12 protein-coding genes are annotated in these 19604 nt (G+C 54.3%); all 12 read right to left on the minus strand.

The genetic code is table 11. The annotated features are described in order from the left end of the window. Positions 1-52: 52 nt before the first annotated feature. Positions 53-1135: a Gfo/Idh/MocA family oxidoreductase gene (locus tag OGX83_RS17815; protein WP_032944203.1), complete on the minus strand. Its 1083-nt coding sequence runs from the start codon at positions 1133-1135 to the stop codon at positions 53-55. A gap of 63 nt (positions 1136-1198) precedes the next feature. Beyond that, positions 1199-2740, minus strand: coding sequence for a peptide MFS transporter (locus OGX83_RS17820; protein WP_003835166.1), 1542 nt, complete (start codon positions 2738-2740; stop codon positions 1199-1201). Between the two features lie 300 nt (positions 2741-3040). Then, positions 3041-4513 (minus strand): ribosome biogenesis GTPase Der, encoded by a 1473-nt coding sequence (gene der / locus OGX83_RS17825; protein ID WP_003835168.1) that lies wholly within the window; start codon positions 4511-4513, stop codon positions 3041-3043. A 118-nt stretch (positions 4514-4631) separates the two neighbouring features. After that, a complete protein-coding gene (gene bamB / locus OGX83_RS17830; RefSeq protein WP_286588761.1) occupies positions 4632-5810 on the minus strand; it encodes an outer membrane protein assembly factor BamB in 1179 nt (392 codons plus the stop codon). Positions 5811-5820: 10 nt separating this feature from the next. Then, positions 5821-6441, minus strand: a complete 621-nt coding sequence (locus tag OGX83_RS17835) for a YfgM family protein (protein ID WP_003835172.1) — start codon at positions 6439-6441, stop codon at positions 5821-5823. A 13-nt stretch (positions 6442-6454) separates the two neighbouring features. Then, positions 6455-7729: a histidine--tRNA ligase gene (hisS, locus tag OGX83_RS17840; protein WP_003835173.1), complete on the minus strand. Its 1275-nt coding sequence runs from the start codon at positions 7727-7729 to the stop codon at positions 6455-6457. A 110-nt stretch (positions 7730-7839) separates the two neighbouring features. After that, positions 7840-8958, minus strand: coding sequence for a flavodoxin-dependent (E)-4-hydroxy-3-methylbut-2-enyl-diphosphate synthase (gene ispG, locus OGX83_RS17845; RefSeq protein WP_003037720.1), 1119 nt, complete (start codon positions 8956-8958; stop codon positions 7840-7842). Positions 8959-8984: 26 nt separating this feature from the next. After that, entirely contained in the window at positions 8985-9974 is a 990-nt protein-coding gene (gene rodZ / locus OGX83_RS17850) for a cytoskeleton protein RodZ (protein WP_286588763.1), read from the minus strand. Between the two features lie 283 nt (positions 9975-10257). Further along, positions 10258-11424, minus strand: coding sequence for a dual-specificity RNA methyltransferase RlmN (rlmN, locus tag OGX83_RS17855; protein WP_008785455.1), 1167 nt, complete (start codon positions 11422-11424; stop codon positions 10258-10260). A 251-nt stretch (positions 11425-11675) separates the two neighbouring features. Next, entirely contained in the window at positions 11676-12107 is a 432-nt protein-coding gene (ndk, locus tag OGX83_RS17860; protein ID WP_003037710.1) for a nucleoside-diphosphate kinase, read from the minus strand. 148 nt (positions 12108-12255) lie between these two features. Further along, a complete protein-coding gene (gene pbpC / locus OGX83_RS17865; protein ID WP_286588765.1) occupies positions 12256-14568 on the minus strand; it encodes a peptidoglycan glycosyltransferase PbpC in 2313 nt (770 codons plus the stop codon). Further along, on the minus strand, positions 14569-19503 hold the full coding sequence (locus OGX83_RS17870) for an alpha-2-macroglobulin family protein (RefSeq protein WP_286588767.1): 4935 nt from the start codon (positions 19501-19503) through the stop codon (positions 14569-14571). Between the last annotated feature and the right edge of the window lie 101 nt (positions 19504-19604).

The following is a 19604-nucleotide window of genomic DNA, read 5'->3' on the forward strand; positions in this document are numbered from 1 at the left end:
GGTGACTCCTTTAAATGGCGTTCAATTCTGCGCTAATTTTACCATGATACGCTTAGTGTGAACCACGCAACTGTTGCTGTAGGATCAGTAATCGTTCTACCTCATCCAGCCTGCGCTGCGTCGTGCGGCTCACCTCCTGCGGGCTGCGTTCAAACAGACTTTGCGTCCCCAGAATATGTTCCGCCAGACAATGGGCATAAATCGTACCAGGCAGACACCAGCGTTGCACAACATCACCGTCAATCAATTCGAGCACATCGTCGGCACCCCGTCGGTCGTAGCTGATGATACGCCCATCACGCAGATAAAGGCGCAGACCTTTTTGTCCGCCAGCAGGCCCCGCGTATTTATTCAGCCAGATATCCAACGGTACACCGCTAATCAGTCCTTGCAGATGCGCCTCTCCTTCAGCCGTGGTCAGGTCACCCTGGATGATGTTACGTCCCAGACGGTCTTTAGCGCTCTTCACCTGCAGGGTCATGCTGTCATTACCGCCCAGGTAACGCACTGTTTCACGCAGCATGGCCAGTACGTGTGTGCCAATGTCCAGAATCACACCGTCCGGGTGGCGAAGCTCACGCGTATCTGGCTCACCAGTGGCAAAGTTGAGCGCGATCGGCTCTCCTGTAGCGTTATATCCGCTCGGCTCCTGCAAAAAACCGTCGATTTTAACAACGTCTGAAAAGTGAGAGACAAGTGCCTGTTGTGGGTTATCGCCCTGCCACTGCGCACCGAGTTTTCCCAATGCCAGCTGCATTGCGCCATTGCGCGCCATCCAGTGGTCGAGCGCCAGCACACGGTCGGCAGCGTCGGGTTGCTCCAGCAGCGTTTTCAGTTTTTCAATTTGGGAAAGCGTGGCAACAATCGGTTTTTCAACCACGATTCGTGCGATGGGAGCGGCCAGCGCCTGTTCAAGCACATCGAGATGATGCAGGGATGCGGTGGTGATAAACAGGGTATCAAGCGGTGTTGCAAGAAGTTCAGCGAGCGATGCACAGCGTGTCACACCAGCGGGCTGTTTTGCGGGTTGCACGTCAAATCCCACACAGCACAGGGAATCACCGTAAAGTTTACGCAATGCGGGCAAGTATGCCGTTTCAACGACTGCGCCAAGCCCAACAAACCCTAACAGCATGTTCTCACCTCGTAAATGAATTGGCCGGGACATCACGTCTGCCCCGGCACAATCGAGGTGTTATCAGGCGCTAGTAGCCGGTTTAGTTTGCGTATTCTCCAGCATGCGACGGATCGGCACAATGAGGACGATCAGTACCGCGGCGCAGATAAGCAATGCAATCGAGCAACGAGCGAAGAGATCCGGCAGCATATCCAGTTGGTCGGCCTTAACATGACCACCAATCAGACCTGCGGCCAGGTTACCCAGCGCACTGGCGCAGAACCACAGGCCCATCATCTGCCCGCGCATTCTTTCCGGGGCCAGTAGCGTCATGGTCGCCAGACCGATCGGGCTCAGGCACAGCTCACCAAGCGTCAGCATCAGGATACTGCCCACCAGCCAGAATGGGGAGACGCCTGCGCCACCGTTACTGAGAACGTTTTGCGCTGCCAGCATCATCAGACCAAAGCCTGCAGCGGCACAGAGAATACCGATAACGAACTTGGTGATGCTGCTCGGGCGAATGTTCATGCTCGCCAGTTTCGGCCACGCCCAGCTGAATACCGGTGCCAGCAGAATGATAAACAGTGCGTTTATCGACTGGAACCAGACCGCCGGGATTTCAAAATCGCCGATCATACGGTTAGTGTAGTCATTAGCGAACAGGTTGAATGAGGTTGGCTTCTGCTCAAATGCAGACCAGAAGAACGCGGCGGAAACCAGCAGGATAAAGCAGACCAGCAGTCTGGCGCGCTCTTTGCGATTCAGACCAGCAAAGACAAACAGGTAGATAAAATAGAGCGCGACGGAGGCGGCAATCACATACACCAGCATACTGGCAACCGCGACCGGATTTATCACAATCACGCCCTGCGCAATCAGCGTAACGATAACAGCTACGCCGACGGCCAGCGCCAGCAGCCACGCGCCCACACCGTTACGTTTCACTACCGGGCTGTTCCAGGTTGAGTCCAGACCCACTTCGCTGTCATAACGTTTCATCGATGGAACGGCAAACACGCGGAAGATGATCAACGCCACCAGCATCCCGATACCACCGATGCCAAAGCCCCAGTGCCAACCGTGGGATTTAATCAGCCAGCCGGAGATCAGCGGCGCGATAAACGATCCCATATTGATGCCCATATAGAACAGCGAGAAACCGCCGTCGCGACGCGCATCGCCTTTTTTATACAGCGTGCCAACCATCACTGAGATACAGGTTTTAAACAGACCGGAACCGAGTACGATAAACATCAGGCCGATAAAGAACAGGTTGTTCCCCATAATGGCCGAGAGCGCGATCGACAAGTGACCGAGCGCAATCAAAATGGAACCGTACCACACCGCTTTCTGTTGGCCGAGCCAGTTATCCGCCAGCCAGCCACCTGGCAGCGCGGCGAGATACATCGTACCGGCAAAGATACCCACAATCGCCGAGGCATTTTCACGCGCCAGCCCCATGCCGCCGTCATAAACGGTAGCAGCCATAAACAGGATCAGTAACGGGCGAATGCCGTAAAACGAGAAGCGCTCCCACATCTCTGTGAAGAACAGCGAGCCGAGCGGGTAAGGATGACCGAAGAAAGTTCGGCTTTCTTTTTGATTAACAGAGGATTGCATAATTCTCCCGAAAGTTATGTCGTCGTGCGTGTAAACACCGCGATGTACGCCAGCCAGTTACGTATCTGACCGATTTTTTACATGCGGCGAAAAGTTATTTAACCATTTGATAACCTAAGGCTAGTTTTGTCTAGTACCAGCCCCCGGACTTTAAGATGAAAACTCGACAAATGTCTACTTTCTTAGATTTAAACTTGGCAAAAAACGAATAGTGATTGACTTTACACAGGGGGAGATCAGCAATGGGCAGACGAAAAAAAACCCGCGACAAGCGCGAGTTTTTATCTGCATCAGCAACAGTTACTTGCTTTTTTTGATGTGCTTAATCAAACGCTTACGCTTACGCATCTGAGTCGGCGTCAATGTATTACGTTTGTTCGCAAACGGGTTCTCCCCTTCTTTGAACTGAATACGGATCGGCGTCCCCATTACGTCCAAAGACTTGCGGAAATAGTTCATCAGATAGCGCTTGTAGGAATCCGGCAGGTCTTTGACCTGGTTGCCGTGAATCACCACGATTGGCGGGTTATAACCACCAGCGTGGGCATATTTCAGCTTCACACGACGACCACGCACCAGCGGCGGCTGATGATCTTCTACTGCCATGGTCATGATGCGCGTCAGCATCGCGGTGCTCACTCGACGTGTGGAGCTATCGTATGCTTCACGGACCGATTCAAACAGATTACCCACGCCGCTACCGTGTAGCGCAGAGATAAAGTGTACGCGCGCAAAATCAATAAAGCCCAGACGGAAGTCCAGCGTCTCTTTGACCTGCTCTTTTACTTCCTGCGTCAGGCCATCCCACTTGTTGACTACGATAACAAGTGAGCGCCCACTATTGAGGATAAAGCCCAGCAGCGACAGGTCCTGATCGGAAATCCCTTCACGCGCGTCAATCACCAGCATCACCACGTTGGCATCTTCAATTGCCTGCAGCGTTTTGATTACTGAGAATTTTTCTACCGCTTCGGTAATTTTGCCGCGCTTACGCACGCCCGCGGTATCAATGAGCACATATTCGCGTTCATCGCGCTGCATCGGAATATAAATACTGTCACGCGTGGTTCCCGGCATGTCGTAAACCACTACGCGGTCTTCGCCGAGAATACGGTTAGTAAGTGTGGACTTACCTACGTTCGGACGACCAACAATCGCCAGTTTGATCGGCAGGTCCTGCGGGTTGAAATCGTCCTCAGGCTCTTCTTCGCCGTTTTCTTTGGCTTCCAGCTGCGCCCAGTATTCTGCGTCTTCATCCACTTCTTCCTGAGGAGCAACGTCATCCATCCACGGCAGCAGAACATGCTCCAGCAGGCTGAGGACGCCACGACCATGGGACGCCGCGATCGGATAAATTTCACCCAGACCCAGAGAGTAGAAATCAACAACCGCCTGGTCAGGATCGAGTCCGTCAGTTTTGTTAGCGACCAGGAACGTCGGTTTCTGGCGCGAACGCAGATGTTTCGCAATAGCTTCATCCGCAGGCATCAGGCCTGCACGCGCGTCCACCATGAACAGCACAACGTCTGCTTCTTCGATAGCCAGCAGCGACTGTTCTGCCATACGGGTTTCAACACCGTCTTCGGTGCCATCAATACCGCCGGTATCAATACAGATAAACTCACGGCCTTCAATTTCCGCACGACCGTACTTACGGTCACGAGTCAGACCCGGGAAATCCGCAACCAGCGCATCTCGGGTGCGAGTTAGACGGTTAAATAACGTGGATTTGCCAACGTTAGGGCGCCCGACAAGCGCGACCACAGGTACCATGTTTAAAGCCTCATTTAAAAAATCATCAGACAACGGGCACATTTTTTGCCCCGTTGTTAAAAACAGTAAAACGGCCCCTGCACCAGGAGCCGTTTTTCAAAGCGAGCGGCCGGAACGATTAACGCGTAATAGAGTACAGCGTACCGTCTTTCGCCTGGATCAGCAGTTTACCATCAGCAGAGACCGGCTCGGTCAGGAAACCTGAGCTGTCGACTTTCTGCTGGGCAACAAAACGACCATCGTCAACGTTAATCCAGTGCAGGTAGCCTTTGCTATCACCGACGACCAGATTGCCATTATACAATACCGGGGACGTCAGCAGACGGTGCAGCAGATCGCTTTGCGTCCACAGCGTCACGCCGCCATCGGTGGTCAGCGCCAGTACGCGGTCATTCTGGTCAACCAGGTAGATACGGTTACCGTCGACGATGAAATCATTCACCGAGCCTAGTTCGCGTTTCCACATAATTTGACCGCTGCGCAGATCCAGCGCCGTCAGGTTACCATTATAAGCCAGCGCGTAAACAACGCCATTGACGATAACCGGCGTGGTATCAACGTCGCTCAGACGATCGATTTCCGTTGGGCCTGTCGCCTGAGAGATACGCTGCTGCCAAATCATCTGGCCTTGCTGCATCAGCACGGCGCTCACGCGACCGTTATCACCGCCGACAATAGCTGCGCCAAAGGCGGTTGCCGGAGCGGATTCACCACGCAGAGACAGGGAAGGCATGTCGAGGTTAACGGTCCATTTGATGGCGCCATCAGCTTCGTTTAATGCCTGCAACTGGCCGTTGCTGGTGTGGATCAGTACTACGCCATCGCTCACAACAGGACGAGACAGCGCTTCACCGGCGACTTTCGTCTGCCATGCGGTGGTACCGTCGCTGGTATTCAACGCATAAACCTGTGCTTTTTCGCTGCCAATGTAAACATGTCCGCCGGACACGGTTACACCGCCAGAAAGCTGTGCAGATGCACGGGAGAACCAGCCGTCTTTCTCACCCAGATTCACAGACCAGACTTCTTTACCGTCGCCTGCGTTCAATGCTTTCACTACACCAGCGCGATCGGCTGCATAGACAACGTTATCCGCCAGCGCAGGATGAAGATTGGAATAGAAATCACCAATACCGTTGCCTACAGAGGTGCTCCATTCCGTAGACGGAGTAAACTGGTTTTCAACCACCGGTAATGGGGACATCTTAACGACATCTTCTTCGCCACTAAACAGTGAACAGCCGCTCAATAGGGTAACGGAAAGCAGCCCTGGCAGAAGTAATTTACGCAATTGCATCGGGTCCCTCTCAGATGGACAAATTATTGATTTTCATCTGCATCATTTCGCTCAGAGCAGGAGAGGCATCGCTTTTCACACCCGCTTCCCATGCGCTACGCGCACCTTGTTTGTCGCCTTTGCTCAGCAACGCTTCACCGCGCAGATCGGCAACAATGGCCGTCCACCCTTCACCTTTAATGGTGTCGAGTGTTTTCAGCGCGGTATCAGCCTGTTTAAGCTGAACCTGAACACGAGCCAGACGCAGGTTAATCACCGCTTTGAGATTTTCATCGCTGGTCGCAGCCAAGCCCTGTTGCAGCTGACTTGCGGCTTTCTCAAGTTCATTTTGGTCAACAAACTGCTGCGCAAGTTCCAGTGAAGCTAGCGCGCCGTAGGTATTTTTATTCTCTGCAGCAAATTTCTCAGCGGCAGGAATGCTGTCCGGTTTACCCGCACTAACCGCAGTCACCGTATTTTGATATGCCAGAGAAGCAGAGCGTGCGGACTCCGTCTGATGGCTGGTCCAGTAACGCCAACCAACCAGCGCGCCAACCCCTAAAATGATCCCAACAGCCAGCGCCTTGCCGTTTTCAGCAAAGAAGCGTTTTACCGCATCAACCTGGTCGTGTTCGTTCTCGTAAATTTCCACGCTGTCCTTCTCCTTAGCCCAGTAAAGTGCGCAAATGCGCGGCAACGCTATCCTGCGCTACTGCCGTTTGCTCACCAGAGCGCAAATCCTTCACTACAACAGTACCGTCAGCCACTTCGGACTCGCCCAGTACCAGTGCAACGCGGGCGCCCCACTTATCGGCACGGGCAAACTGTTTCTTAAAGTTGCCGCCACCGTGGTTTGTCATCAGTTTCACACCAGGAACTTCATCGCGCAGACGTTCTGCAAGCGTCATTGCCGCCGACTGCGTGTCCGCCCCTGAAGCGACCAGGTATATATCGACAACAGGATCTGCGTTAAATTCCGGATTAACTGCCTGAACTAACAAAACAAGTCGTTCCAGCCCCATAGCAAAGCCCACGGCTGGCGTTGCACGACCGCCAAGTTGCTCTACCAGACCGTCGTAACGACCACCGGCACACACGGTGCCCTGAGAGCCCAGGCTGCTGGTGACCCACTCAAATACGGTGCGGTTGTAGTAATCAAGACCACGAACCAGACGCTGATTGACGGTGTAGGCAATGCCTGCGGATTCCAGCAGTTTGCACAAGCCCGCGAAGTGCTCGCGAGAGTCGTCATCAAGATAGTCGCCCAGTGCAGGCGCGTCGTTGAGCAGCGCCTGTACTTCCGGGTTTTTGGAGTCGAGAACGCGCAGCGGATTGGTGTACATACGACGCTTGCAGTCTTCGTCCAGTTTCTCTTTATGCAGTTCCAGGTAGGCGACCAACGCATCACGGTAGTTAGCGCGGGCTTCAAGCGAACCGATTGAGTTCAGCTCAAGGCTAACATGCTGAGAAATACCCAGCGCGCGCCACCAGCGAGCGGTCAGCATAATCAGCTCCGCATCGATGTCCGGGCCTTGCAGGCCAAATACTTCGACACCCAGCTGATGGAATTGACGATAGCGTCCTTTCTGCGGACGTTCGTGGCGGAACATCGGCCCGATATACCACAGACGCTGTTCCTGATTGTACAGGAGACCATGTTCGATGCCGGCGCGTACGCAGCCCGCAGTCCCTTCAGGACGCAACGTCAGGCTGTCGCCATTACGGTCCTCAAAGGTATACATCTCTTTTTCAACCACGTCGGTAACTTCACCGATCGCGCGTTTGAATAACGGGGTCTGCTCTACAATCGGCAAGCGGATTTCACTGTAACCGTAGCTACCGAGCACGTTTTTGAGAGTGCCTTCAATGCGCTGCCAGATGGCGGTTTCGCCAGGCAGATAATCGTTCATGCCGCGAATGGCTTGAATGTTTTTTGCCACGTTTATTCTCTTTATGAATATAAAAATGAACCCTCAGCGCTAACCCGAACAATGCGGGCGCCATGCGGGTTCAATCATACACGGGAAGCACGCCGCTTCCCATCACGTTGTTATTTTTCAAGCTGCTGCACGTCGATACGACGCGCTTCGTCCAGAATACTCGCTTTAGCGCGGATGCGGGCTTCAAGCTGCGTAATCATATCGTCGTTATCGAGTCTGTCCTTACGCACGCCGTCTTCATACAGGCCGCTTTTCTTGTTACCGCCCGTCACGCCCAGCGTAGAAACCAGCGCTTCACCAGGACCGTTTACCACGCAACCGATGATCGAAACGTCCATTGGCGTAATGATATCTTCCAGGCGTTGCTCCAGCGCGTTAACCGTACCAATAACGTCAAACTCCTGACGCGAACAGGTTGGGCAAGCGATGAAGTTGATCCCGCGCGCGCGAATGCGCAGCGATTTCAGGATATCGAAACCCACTTTGATCTCTTCCACCGGATCGGCTGCCAGAGAAACACGCAGCGTATCGCCGATCCCTTCAGATAACAGCAGGCCAAGGCCGATCGCGGACTTCACCGAACCACTACGCAGGCCACCGGCTTCGGTGATCCCCAGATGCAGCGGTTGATCGATCTGTTTCGCCAGCAGGCGATAGGATTCTACGGCGAGGAAAACGTCAGACGCTTTAACACTGACTTTGAATTGATCGAAGTTCAGACGATCGAGGTGATCCACATGGCGCATAGCGGATTCCAGCAGCGCCTGCGGCGTCGGTTCACCGTATTTTTCCTGCAGATCTTTTTCCAGCGATCCGGCGTTGACGCCGATACGGATAGGAATATTTTTATCACGAGCGCAATCCACCACCATGCGAATACGCTCTTCACTGCCGATATTACCTGGGTTAATACGCAGGCAATCAACACCGTATTCCGCTACCTTCAGCGCGATACGATAGTCGAAGTGAATATCGGCAACCAGCGGGACGTTAACCTGCTGTTTGATAAGCTTGAACGCTTCTGCGGCATCCATTGTCGGTACAGAGACACGAACAATGTCTGCGCCTACGCGTTCCAGCGCTTTAATCTGATTAACCGTCGCTTCCACATCCGTGGTACGCGTATTAGTCATAGACTGTACGGCGATGGGCGCACCATCGCCGATCGGCACGTTCCCAACGTAAATGCGTGTCGATTTTCTACGTTGAATTGGAGCCTGGTTATGCATTAAAAAATCTCCCGCATTGCCGTCTGTTACTGAGCCGGTGATTGTTCGGCATTAACGGTCAGACGCGCAACCTGGTTAGTTCTGATAAAACGACTCAGATCGACAGGTTTACCCTGGAACTGAATCTGCACTGCCGCCGGGGCGCCAATTTTCAGTTTGTACGGCGCTTGACCGGTCAGGTTTAGATTGCCGTCTTTACGCTGCATCCCGCTGAACAGTTTTTTACCGGTCGCATCGGTTACTTCCAGCCAGCAATCGGCGGTAAAGTTCATCACCAGCGCGTTAGGATCGGCTGCAGGTGTAGTCACACCTGCCTGATCGGTCGGCAGAGGAGCCGCTGTAGTTGGCGCTGCGGTTGCGGTATCGACGTTAGCCTGAGAAGGGGCAACAACGGCGTTCTGTTGCGCATCAGCGGCGGGTGCCGGGGTCGCAGCAACGTCTGGCGTTGGCGCTGCGTCCGCTACCGCACCATCGTCAGGAGCCGGAGGGATATCCTGCCCTGCTGCTGCGCTGGTATCTAACGGTACGTTCTGCGCACCCTCTTTACCGGCATTCAGCTCAGCAGAGGATTGATCGGCCATAGTGGTGATCTCTTCCTGCTGTGCTTTATGGTTCTGCCACCACCAGGCGCCTGTCAGTCCGACAACGACAAACAGTACCAGCCAGGTAAAGGTCATTAACCAGCCATCGCGTTTCTTACGACGTTTGCCGAGCGAGAAGCTCTGCATCGGTGCGACTTTAGCTGGTCGAATCGGAGCCTGTTTTTCCAGCCCTGGCAACAGTTCTTCTTCAGGAATATGCACCAGACGCGCATAAGAACGGATATACCCGCGCAGGAATGTTGAAGCAAGATCGGCTGGCGCCTTATCTTCTTCAATATCGCGTACCGTGGAAACCTTCAGGCAAAGTCGCTCCGCGACTGCCTGCTGGCTGAATCCGAGTTGTTCACGGGCATTGCGCAGACGAACGCCGGTGGATAGTGTTTCATTTTTGTCGTGCGTGGCTTCAGTATTCATTCGCTACAGCTGCGTAAATTTGGGTTCTGATGCCGGCGAGCCACAATGCTCACCCACACCGCGAAACATCTGGTCAGTTAACCTTCGTCAGACAGTATAAAACGGTCAGACTATCAATGACAAAACGGCGTAAACCTGAGGGCTAAACACTTGTTACGCCGTTACATACTGCCTTAAAGTCGACAAAAACGCACCGTTATTATTGACCTGACGACGACAACAAAAAACCTCATATGGCTTACGTTGCACTACGGTACAGGAATTATACCGTAGTGCGCCAACATCAAACGGTCTTAATCTCGATAGCGTCGCCCTGCATACGCTTACGCAGAGTACGCTTGGTACGGTCGATAACATCGCCCGCCAGCTGACCGCAGGCTGCATCGATGTCATCACCACGTGTTTTACGCACGATGGTAGTGAAACCATAGCTCATCAACACTTTGGAGAAACGATCGATACGGCTGTTAGAACTACGGCCATACGGCGCGCCCGGGAACGGGTTCCACGGGATCAGGTTGATCTTACACGGCGTATCTTTCAGCAGTTCTGCCAGCTGATGCGCGTGTTCAGTGCCATCATTGATGTGATCTAACATTACATACTCAATGGTTACACGACCCTGGTTAGCGTTGGACTTCTCCAGATAACGACGAACCGCGCCAAGGAATGTTTCGATATTGTACTTTTTGTTGATAGGTACAATTTCGTCACGAATTTCATCGTTCGGCGCATGCAGAGAAATCGCCAGCGCGACGTCAATCATATCACCCAGCTTATCCAGCGCAGGGACAACACCTGAGGTGGAGAGCGTGACGCGACGCTTGGACAGCCCAAAACCGAAGTCATCGAGCATGATTTCCATCGCCGGAACCACGTTGGTCAGGTTGAGCAGCGGCTCGCCCATCCCCATCATCACCACGTTGGTAATAGGACGCACGCCCGTAGCCTTCACCGCACCGACGATCTTCGCCGCGCGCCAGACCTGACCAATGATCTCCGATACCCGCAGGTTACGGTTAAAGCCCTGTTGCGCCGTAGAGCAGAATTTACACTCTAATGCGCACCCGACCTGTGAAGAAACACACAGGGTCGCACGATCGTCTTCCGGGATATACACCGTTTCAACGCGCTGATCGCCAACCGCGATAGCCCATTTGATCGTACCGTCAGAAGAACGCTGCTCTTCCACCACTTCCGGGGCGCGAATTTCAGCCACTTCTTTCAGCTTGTTACGCAGCACCTTGTTGATGTCAGTCATGTCATCAAAGTTGTCGCTGCAATAGTGGTACATCCACTTCATGACCTGATCGGCACGAAACGGTTTTTCGCCCATCTCTTTGAAGAATTCGCGCATTTGCTGACGGTTCAGATCCAGCAGGTTAATTTTTCCATTTTTATTTGGAACCGCAGGAATGACGACTTCAGAGGTGTTAACTAATTCAGACATAATTTTTTCCGGCCTCGTTGTTACACGTTGTGGCCCGTGGAGGGTTAAAAAGAAACGCCCCGGCAAGCGATCTGCTCTTCCGGGGCGTTGCATTGTACAAAGTCTGGCGCAGGGATGCCACGTTTGCACGAAGCATTAGCGAAAATAATATGTAAAGGAAGATCGTAGGCCTGATAAGACGCATCAGCGTCGCCATCAGGCAAAACAGTGCCGGATGCGCAAATGCTTATCCGGCCTACCCCACGAGCTTATCAGCGAGTGCGCGGGCAAACCTCACCTTCACCAAAGAAATAGGCGATTTCGCGCGCCGCTGACTCAACGGAGTCGGAACCGTGAGTACCGTTCTCGGTGAAGCTGTCAGCATAGTCTGCACGCAGAGTACCGGCCAGCGCATTCGCCGGGTTGGTTGCGCCCAGCAGATCGCGATGACGCTGTACGGCATTTTCGCTTTCCAGAACAGAAACAACGATCGGACCGGAAGTCATGAATTCAACCAGACCGTCAAAGAACGGTTTGCCATCGTGCTCAGCATAGAAGCCACGTGCCTGCTCAACGGTCAGGTGCAGCATTTTAGTGCCGACAATTTTGAACCCTGCTGCTTCAAAGCGCGCAAAGATGCTCCCAATAACGTTTTTTGCCACCGCGTTTGGTTTGATGATGGAAAAAGTACGTTCAATAGCCATGATAACCTCTGTAATGTGTTCTGTTGTTGTCTATATAGATGTACGACCTGGCGCGGATTATAAAGAGCATCCCGGCAATTGACTATTGATGAAGGTAACATTTCTTTAAAATAAGATGAATTTTAGCAACAAACAGTCACCAACTGGTCTACTGCATCGAAAATCTCACCGTCGCTACCTGACCAGCGTCATCCATCACCAGCAGTTGATAATCCCCTTTAGTCACCAGCCGTAGCGTAAGACGACGTCCACGTTCTTCCAGCCTTTCACCGTTAAGAAACCACCAGCGTTCACCGCTCCCACCACTGGTTTGCACCGGCAATGAGGCTTGAGCAGAACCGGGTAAACGCTTCACAATCGCGCCATCACGAATGCCTGTCAACTGCAATGGCTGCGAAGCGTCTTGCCCCAGCGGCGGACACGTGGCAGAAACTGGCGGTAATCTCGCCCCACGACGTTCTGATTCCGGTAGCCATGGCTCCAGCGGCAACGGCCAGACGATTAATGTTTGCTCGTGCGCCTGCGGACAATCCGCCGCCACACGTTTGCCTTCATCATCCAGCCAGACAGGAAAACGAATGCCATTAACCCCTTCCTGCTCGGGCAATAATAACGTTGGCGGCTGACTGCCATCCAGTAACCAGGTTGCCAGACGGCGACGGCAGTTGCTGTCTCCTGGGGCAAGGGATTGCCCGCCCGGCCAGCACACCACGCCGCGACTCACGGAATCAGGACGTGGATCTTCCGGCTGATTTGTCCCGCGAGAGAGCAAAAGATTGTTGACCTGATTGAGCAGCGGCACGGCGCTGGCAAATCCAAACTGGCCCACCACCGGCGTTCCGTCTGGTCTGCCAGTCCAGATACCGATCACATAACGGGCGTTAACGCCAATCGCCCAGGCATCGCGATAGCCATAGCTGGTGCCCGTTTTCCACGCCAGCGGAACCACTCTGCTCAGCGAGTTATCCGGCAGCGGTTGCGCTTCGTCGGCCATAATACGGCGAATAATCCACGCCGCGCCCGCCGACATCAACGGACGTTCAAGCAGTGGGTCACCCGGCTGCAGACGCAGTTTTCCCGCTTTTCCCTTACGGGCAAAGGCGCTGTACGCTGCGGCCATATCTTCCAGCCTTGCCCCCGCGCCACCTAAAATCAGCGACAGATTCGGCGCAGCCCCTGCGGGCAGATACAGCGGTAAGCCGACGTTACGTAACGATGCGGCAAAGCGCTTCGGACCATAGGCTTCAAGCACCTGTACGGCGGGTAAATTCAACGACCTTACCAGCGCTTCGCTCATGCTCACCGGGCCATGAAAACCGCTGTCAAAATTCCCCGGTCGATAATCTCCGGTTCGCCGCGGGACATCCTGCAACAACGAAGCGGGATGAATGAGTCCGTCATCCAGCGCCAGTCCATAGATAAACGGCTTCAGCACCGAGCCTGGCGAACGGATCGCATTCACCATATCCACATGACCAAAGCGGGAGTCGTCATTCATATCTACCGACCCCACCCAACCACGCACGCTCATATCGGTGTGATCGACCACAATCATTGCCAGCGAACTGCGTGCAGGTAAGCGCCCCTTCCAGTTCTGCGCCAGCTCTTCCAGTTGACGCTGCAATCCGGCATCAAGGGTAGTCACGATTTTATCGCTCCGGCTTTTTCCCAGCATCATGCGCGAGAATAACGGCGCTAACTGCGGCATTTGCCGGGGTGACAGCCAGACTGGCTCTTCACGCGACTCCTGTACCTGTTTGGCAGTCCAAATACCCTGGCTCGCCATACGTTCGAGTACTTTATTACGCGCCGCTTCAGCACGGTCCGGCCAGCGATCCGGACGCAGGCGACTCGGTGCCTGTGGCAAAACAGCCAGTAGCGCGGCATCGGAGTAACTCAAATGCGCGGGTGATTTACCAAGATAGGCCCAGCTTGCCGCCCCGACGCCCTGCAGCGTACCGCCAAACGGCGCACGGTTGAGATACAGTGTCAGGATGTCGCGTTTGGAGAGATGCCATTCCAGCTGCAATGCGCGCCAGAGCTGGCGAAACTTGCCGCCGAAGGTTCGCGGATGGGGATCGAGTAATCGTGCGACCTGCATGGTGAGCGTACTGCCGCCCGAAACCACACGCCCAGAGGAGAGGTCCTGCCATGCTGCGCGCAGTACTGAAAACGGATTGACGCCGGGATGCTTCCAGAACCAGCGGTCTTCATAGTTAATTAGCGCCTCAAGGTAGAGGGGCGACACCTCATCAATCGTTACCGGATACCGCCAGATACCTTCGGCATCGGCAAAGCGCCAGAGTGGCGTACCATCATGTGCCACCACGACCCGTGCCGGATCGACTTCGTGCAAGGGCAGCGGCCAGATTTTATCTGCCGCCCAAACTGCCGCCACAATCAATAGCGCAACGGCTGCCAGCCAGAGCCAGCAGCCGCGTTTACCCAACCCGCGCATCATTTACGGTCTGACAATCAAAAGTCCCTCTGTCGCACCGGTCGCGCGCCACTGCGGAACATACATTGATTCCACCTGTGGGACGGGAACCTGGTAGGTCCCCGGCGTTACCGCTCGCGCCAGATACACCAGCGTAACCGGTTGTCCTTCATTGACCGCCACCGCAGCGACAAAGCGATCGTCACGGAACTCAACGTGCTGGATATCTGCCTGCTGCATCTGATTAAGCAGATTCGCCACTTCGCTACCGCTATCCTGCAGGCTGGCGCTGCCGTTGGCCAGATTCTGGTTTTCCAGTTCCAGTCCTGCTGGCAGTAAGTCAACCACCAGCGCATCCGGCACGTTCTGGCTGGCTTTCACCTCCAGCCAGACCAGCACCAGCTCGCCGCTGCGCAGCGAATCCAGCGATTTGCTGTTTCCGTCGAGCCCCAGAATTTGACGCTCAATATGCAGAACGTTGCTGGCAGGCGTCGGTGAAGTTTGCGGATAACCGCTCACATCCAGACGCAGCCACAGCGGTTGATTACCGGTATTGGTGACGCTCAGCGTAGACAGCGCATCGGCATCCAGATTACGCGTCTGTGATTTCTCCCCGGCTAACGGTTGCTCCGAGAGTGACGTTTGCGCCTGCCATGTGCCTGGCAAGTCCTGTAACGTACGCGCGGCAAGGAACAACGCATTATTTTCCTGAGTCGAGAGCCAGCGCTGCCCAAAGGCCTGTTCTGACAACGTGTTCAGCAGCGTATTCTGCACGTCAGGTTTGAGCTTGTTCTCTTCGAGCAAGGCCATCATCAACGCGTTATCCCGTAACGCACTGCCGTAATCCGCCATCCACTGTTGCGTATCGCGGCGCGGCGTATTCAGCGCCAGCGTCAACGCCTGTTCACTGCGGTTAGCATCGCCCATATTTTTCAGCGCGATTCCCAGTTGTAACAGCGGTAAACCAGAGGACGCTTGCGCACGACGCTCCCAGATCTCACGCAATGCGCCGAGCGGGGCTTTTTGCTGACGCGCCAGAACCAACGCGGCGTAGGCTTGTACGGCAAACCGGCTTGCTGAAGAGTCGTCGGTATAGCGAATCGACAACATTCTTGGATCCTGCAAATAGCGCAGCAGCCGCTCGTTGCCACGATTAATGACCTCTACCGGGACGCTGTAGCCCTGTTCATTTGCCCTAACGAGGAAATCCATGACATACGCAGTCAGCCAGTACTCTTCCGACCCGTTTTTATCCCACAGCGCGAAACCGCCGTTATCACGCTGCATCTGCACTAAACGAGAAATCCCAATATCGACCGCCGCACGGCGTTTTTCATCGCTGTCACCCACAATACCTAACGTCTTCAATTGCGCAGCGTTAGTGTATAAGGATGGGAACAACCCGCTCGCCGTTTGCTCCAGGCAGCCGTAAGGGTAAGCCTTCAGTTCGCGGATATAACGCGCCAGATTTAGCGGCGGCTTACCGCTGAACAGCAGTTGTCCCTGCATCGTTGCAGGGGAGAAATTGGTCAGTTCTTCGCCCGGAAGCTGCCAGGTTGCGCCCGGTTGAAGTGCGACACCGTTATTAACGGTTTGCGCCGGGAACGCCGGACGCACGCCAATCTTCCACTGTTTATGCTGAACTGGCAGCGTTTCACCCGGTAAAGTCAGACCGCTAATTTCTGCCTGAATTTCGCCATCGCCAAACCCCTCCCGCGCACGCACCGGAATAAACAACGTAGTCCGTACGCCTGGTGCCAGATTCAATGGAGCAGGATCTTGTCCCATCAGCTCCAGTAAGCCATTGGCCGCGAGCTTAATATTCAGCGTTTGCGGTTTGTCAGTCAGGTTAGTCACGTCCAGCGTCAGGCGCGAGGTATCGCCTCCCGCCAGAAAACGCGGCATATTCAGTTCAGCAATTACCGGCGCGGCAACAATCACCTTGCTTTCACTGCTGCCAAAGTCATCCGCCGTCCAGGCCTGTGCCATTACCCGTAGCTCGCCGTTGAAATCACCAATCGGTAGCGTCACCGTACCTTCGCCCTGCTCGTTGAGCGTGACCGGCAACGCCTGTTGCGCCACGATATTGACGTGATTGACCGGTGGCTTACCGCCGCGCTTTAATTCATCGCCATCACCACCAAAGCGCAGTGCCGCCAGCCGCCCTTGCCCTTCGATCACCTGGCCGTAAATATCATAAATATCCGCGCCATAGCGTTTTTGTCCGAAAAATGCCTGCCACGGATCTGGCGTGGCGTAATCGGTAATGTTCAACACCCCGCTATCAACGGCAGAGACCAGCACGTTGACCTGTTTTGGTATGTCGCCATTTTTGACGCTGGCTTTAATCTTGACGGTCAACGACTGGTTTGGACGTATTTTCGCCGGGTTTTCCAGCGCCAGCGCCAGACGACGGTTTTCATCACCTAACGGCAAATGCAGTAAACCAACCGCCCGTTTTGGCGTGGCCGAACGGGACTTGTCGCCAGGACGAACCACCAGCGCACTGAGATACAAATCGTGGCGATTCCAGGTTTTATCAATCGGGATGGAGATATCGAGACCATCCGCCGGTACGTCTATTTCTTTCCACCACAGCGGGCCTTCGCTGGATTCCACCATCGCATAACCTTTGCCAGCAGCAGGAGCGGCAACGTGCAGCTTCATGGTATCGCCAGGACGATAGCTGGGTTTGTCCAGTTTCAGCGTCACGCGATCGGGACGCACAGCCCCACTGCCGTCGCTGTTATCCTGCCAGCTATAACCTGCCCAGAAGCGTACGCTGCTCACCGCATCATTCGGGGCTTTCACTTCCAGACGATAGGCACCCCACTCAACCGGGAAGCTGACTTTACCGGTTTCATCGGCCTTGAGATCCAGAGTCTGCTCACCTTCAACCAGATCCTTTTGATCGAACTGTGATTGCCAGCCCTCGCCTTCAGACCAGTTCCAGTAATAATCCCGGCGCTCGCGGATCAAACGCACCTGCAAACCGGACACCGCTTTTTTCTCGCCCTGCGCATCGGCATAAACAATGTCGAAAGCGGCGTTGCTGTTTTCATCAACGATAGGCTGATTCATGGTGGTATCAGTGCGGTAGTCATAGACGGCTTTTGCCGCAAACTGCGGACGAATACCCGGCAGCGTGTCCGCAGGCCAGATGGCTTGTTCAGCCCGACGCGTCACCGGGCGGCCACCTGACTCCAGCAGGCTGGCTTGCAGGATCACCTGTAACGGGGAATGCATCTCCTGCCATTGGCTGTTGGTGGTCACTTCGCCGCGACCGTGTTCATCCAGCGTAAGCTGAACTTCATCGAGGCTGCGGGACAGGTTTTCTTCAGCAATATTACCAAACTGGAACCCCGGTAATGCCTGCACCGCTTCGCGCAGCGGGCGCAGGAAAAGCTGCCCTTGCAGAGCATTGCCGTTAGCAGGCGCGCCGTACAGGTAGTAGCCCACTACCGAGAACTTCACTTCATCAGCCGGAGCTACCGGAATCTTATTAGCGGAGAGATTGAGCGCCATCCGCTCAGGCATAAAATCTTCGACGTGGAAATCCCACATCCGTGACTGGTTGTCGCCCGTATTAGCACGAATATGCCACATACCGGTTGGTGCGTTGGTGTCCAGCGGCCAGCTAAAGCGATACAGACCGTTCTCCGGCTGGCTAACCACCGAACGTAACACTTGCCCGTCGGGCTTCACGACCTCCAGCTTCACCGGCTGGTCGGGCAACGTGTTGCCGTCGCTGTCACGCAGTAATCCGTTGAGGATCACCGTTTCGCCAGGACGATAGAGGTCACGGGGACCAAACATAAAGAATTGTTTGCTGTATCCCGGTGCACCGGCAATATCAAATTCAGCCAGATCCAACGCCGGGAGTTTCAAATCCAGCAGCGTGGTTTGCCCGTCTTTGCGGGCCAGCAATAAAGCCGCGTCTTTATCAGTCTCCAGTTTGACATGACCCTGCGCGTCGCTGGTAGCCTGCGCCAGCGTCTGTCCTTTTTCGTTGAGTAACGTGACCTCAATACCCTGCTGCGCAGCGCCGTTTTCCAGACTCTGCGTAAAGACATCAAGTTGATTATGGTAACGGTGCGCAGACACACCAATATCGCTGAGCGTGAACAGCGTAGCGGCATTACTGTAGTTGTATTGTCCAGCCTGATTCATCACCGCGATGTAAACACCTGCTTGCTGCAACGGCTTGATATCGCTCAGCGGCAGCAGCAACTTCTCACGGGTGTTACGCGCAGGATTGAGGTCAAAGCGTCCGGTATACACCAGTTCCGCCATTTTCAATAGATTGTCAGATTCCCAGTTCGTCAACGAATTGCGGTATTCCCACTGGCTGACAAATGCGCCGAGCGATTCAGGCTTCACACGAAAGAAGTTCACATCCACGCTGTTAACGTTGAGGGCCATTACCGGCAGGCCTTCAATTACTTTTCCCGGCAACAGCGAGCCGCGACTGGCAAACCCAACGCTTGGCTGTACATCGCGGGTGGTAATGTTTTTTTCATAATCAATAGCGAACGTCGCTTTATTCAGCGCCAGCAAATCACGCTCAATGGTCACCACCAGTTCCCGGTTAGGTTCCAGATGGCGTAAGCGCAGCTCTTTCAGATTTGGCGCCAGCTCCCAGGCACCATCCACTTTGCCGCTTTTTTTATCAACAACGTGCACGACGCGGGAAAAATCTTGTTCTGGATCGAGGGGAATGGAGAAGGTCAAAACGAGCGTTGCCGCACCGTCGAGCTGGACCTCTGAGGCATCCAGCAGCGTCAGCGACTTGCCCTGGCTTTGCTGCATCAGCTTTTGTAATTGAGCTTTATCTTTTGCTGGCGCAGTCTGTGCCGCAGGCGCATCAGGTTTCGCAGCCGTCGGTGATTTTTCGTTATTATTATCGCACCCGACCAGTGCCAGCATCAGCATGCAGGCCGCTACGCGTAAATGTTTCATTTTTCATCCCTGGCCGTAGTGGCCCGTTAGCTACGTAGAACAACTATTATGCGTCAGATTTCCGGCTGTGGAAGTCAGTAACTGAACAACGTTGTCTTAAT

The organism is Citrobacter sp. Cpo074 (assembly GCF_030332745.1).
GTDB lineage: Bacteria > Pseudomonadota > Gammaproteobacteria > Enterobacterales > Enterobacteriaceae > Citrobacter > Citrobacter portucalensis.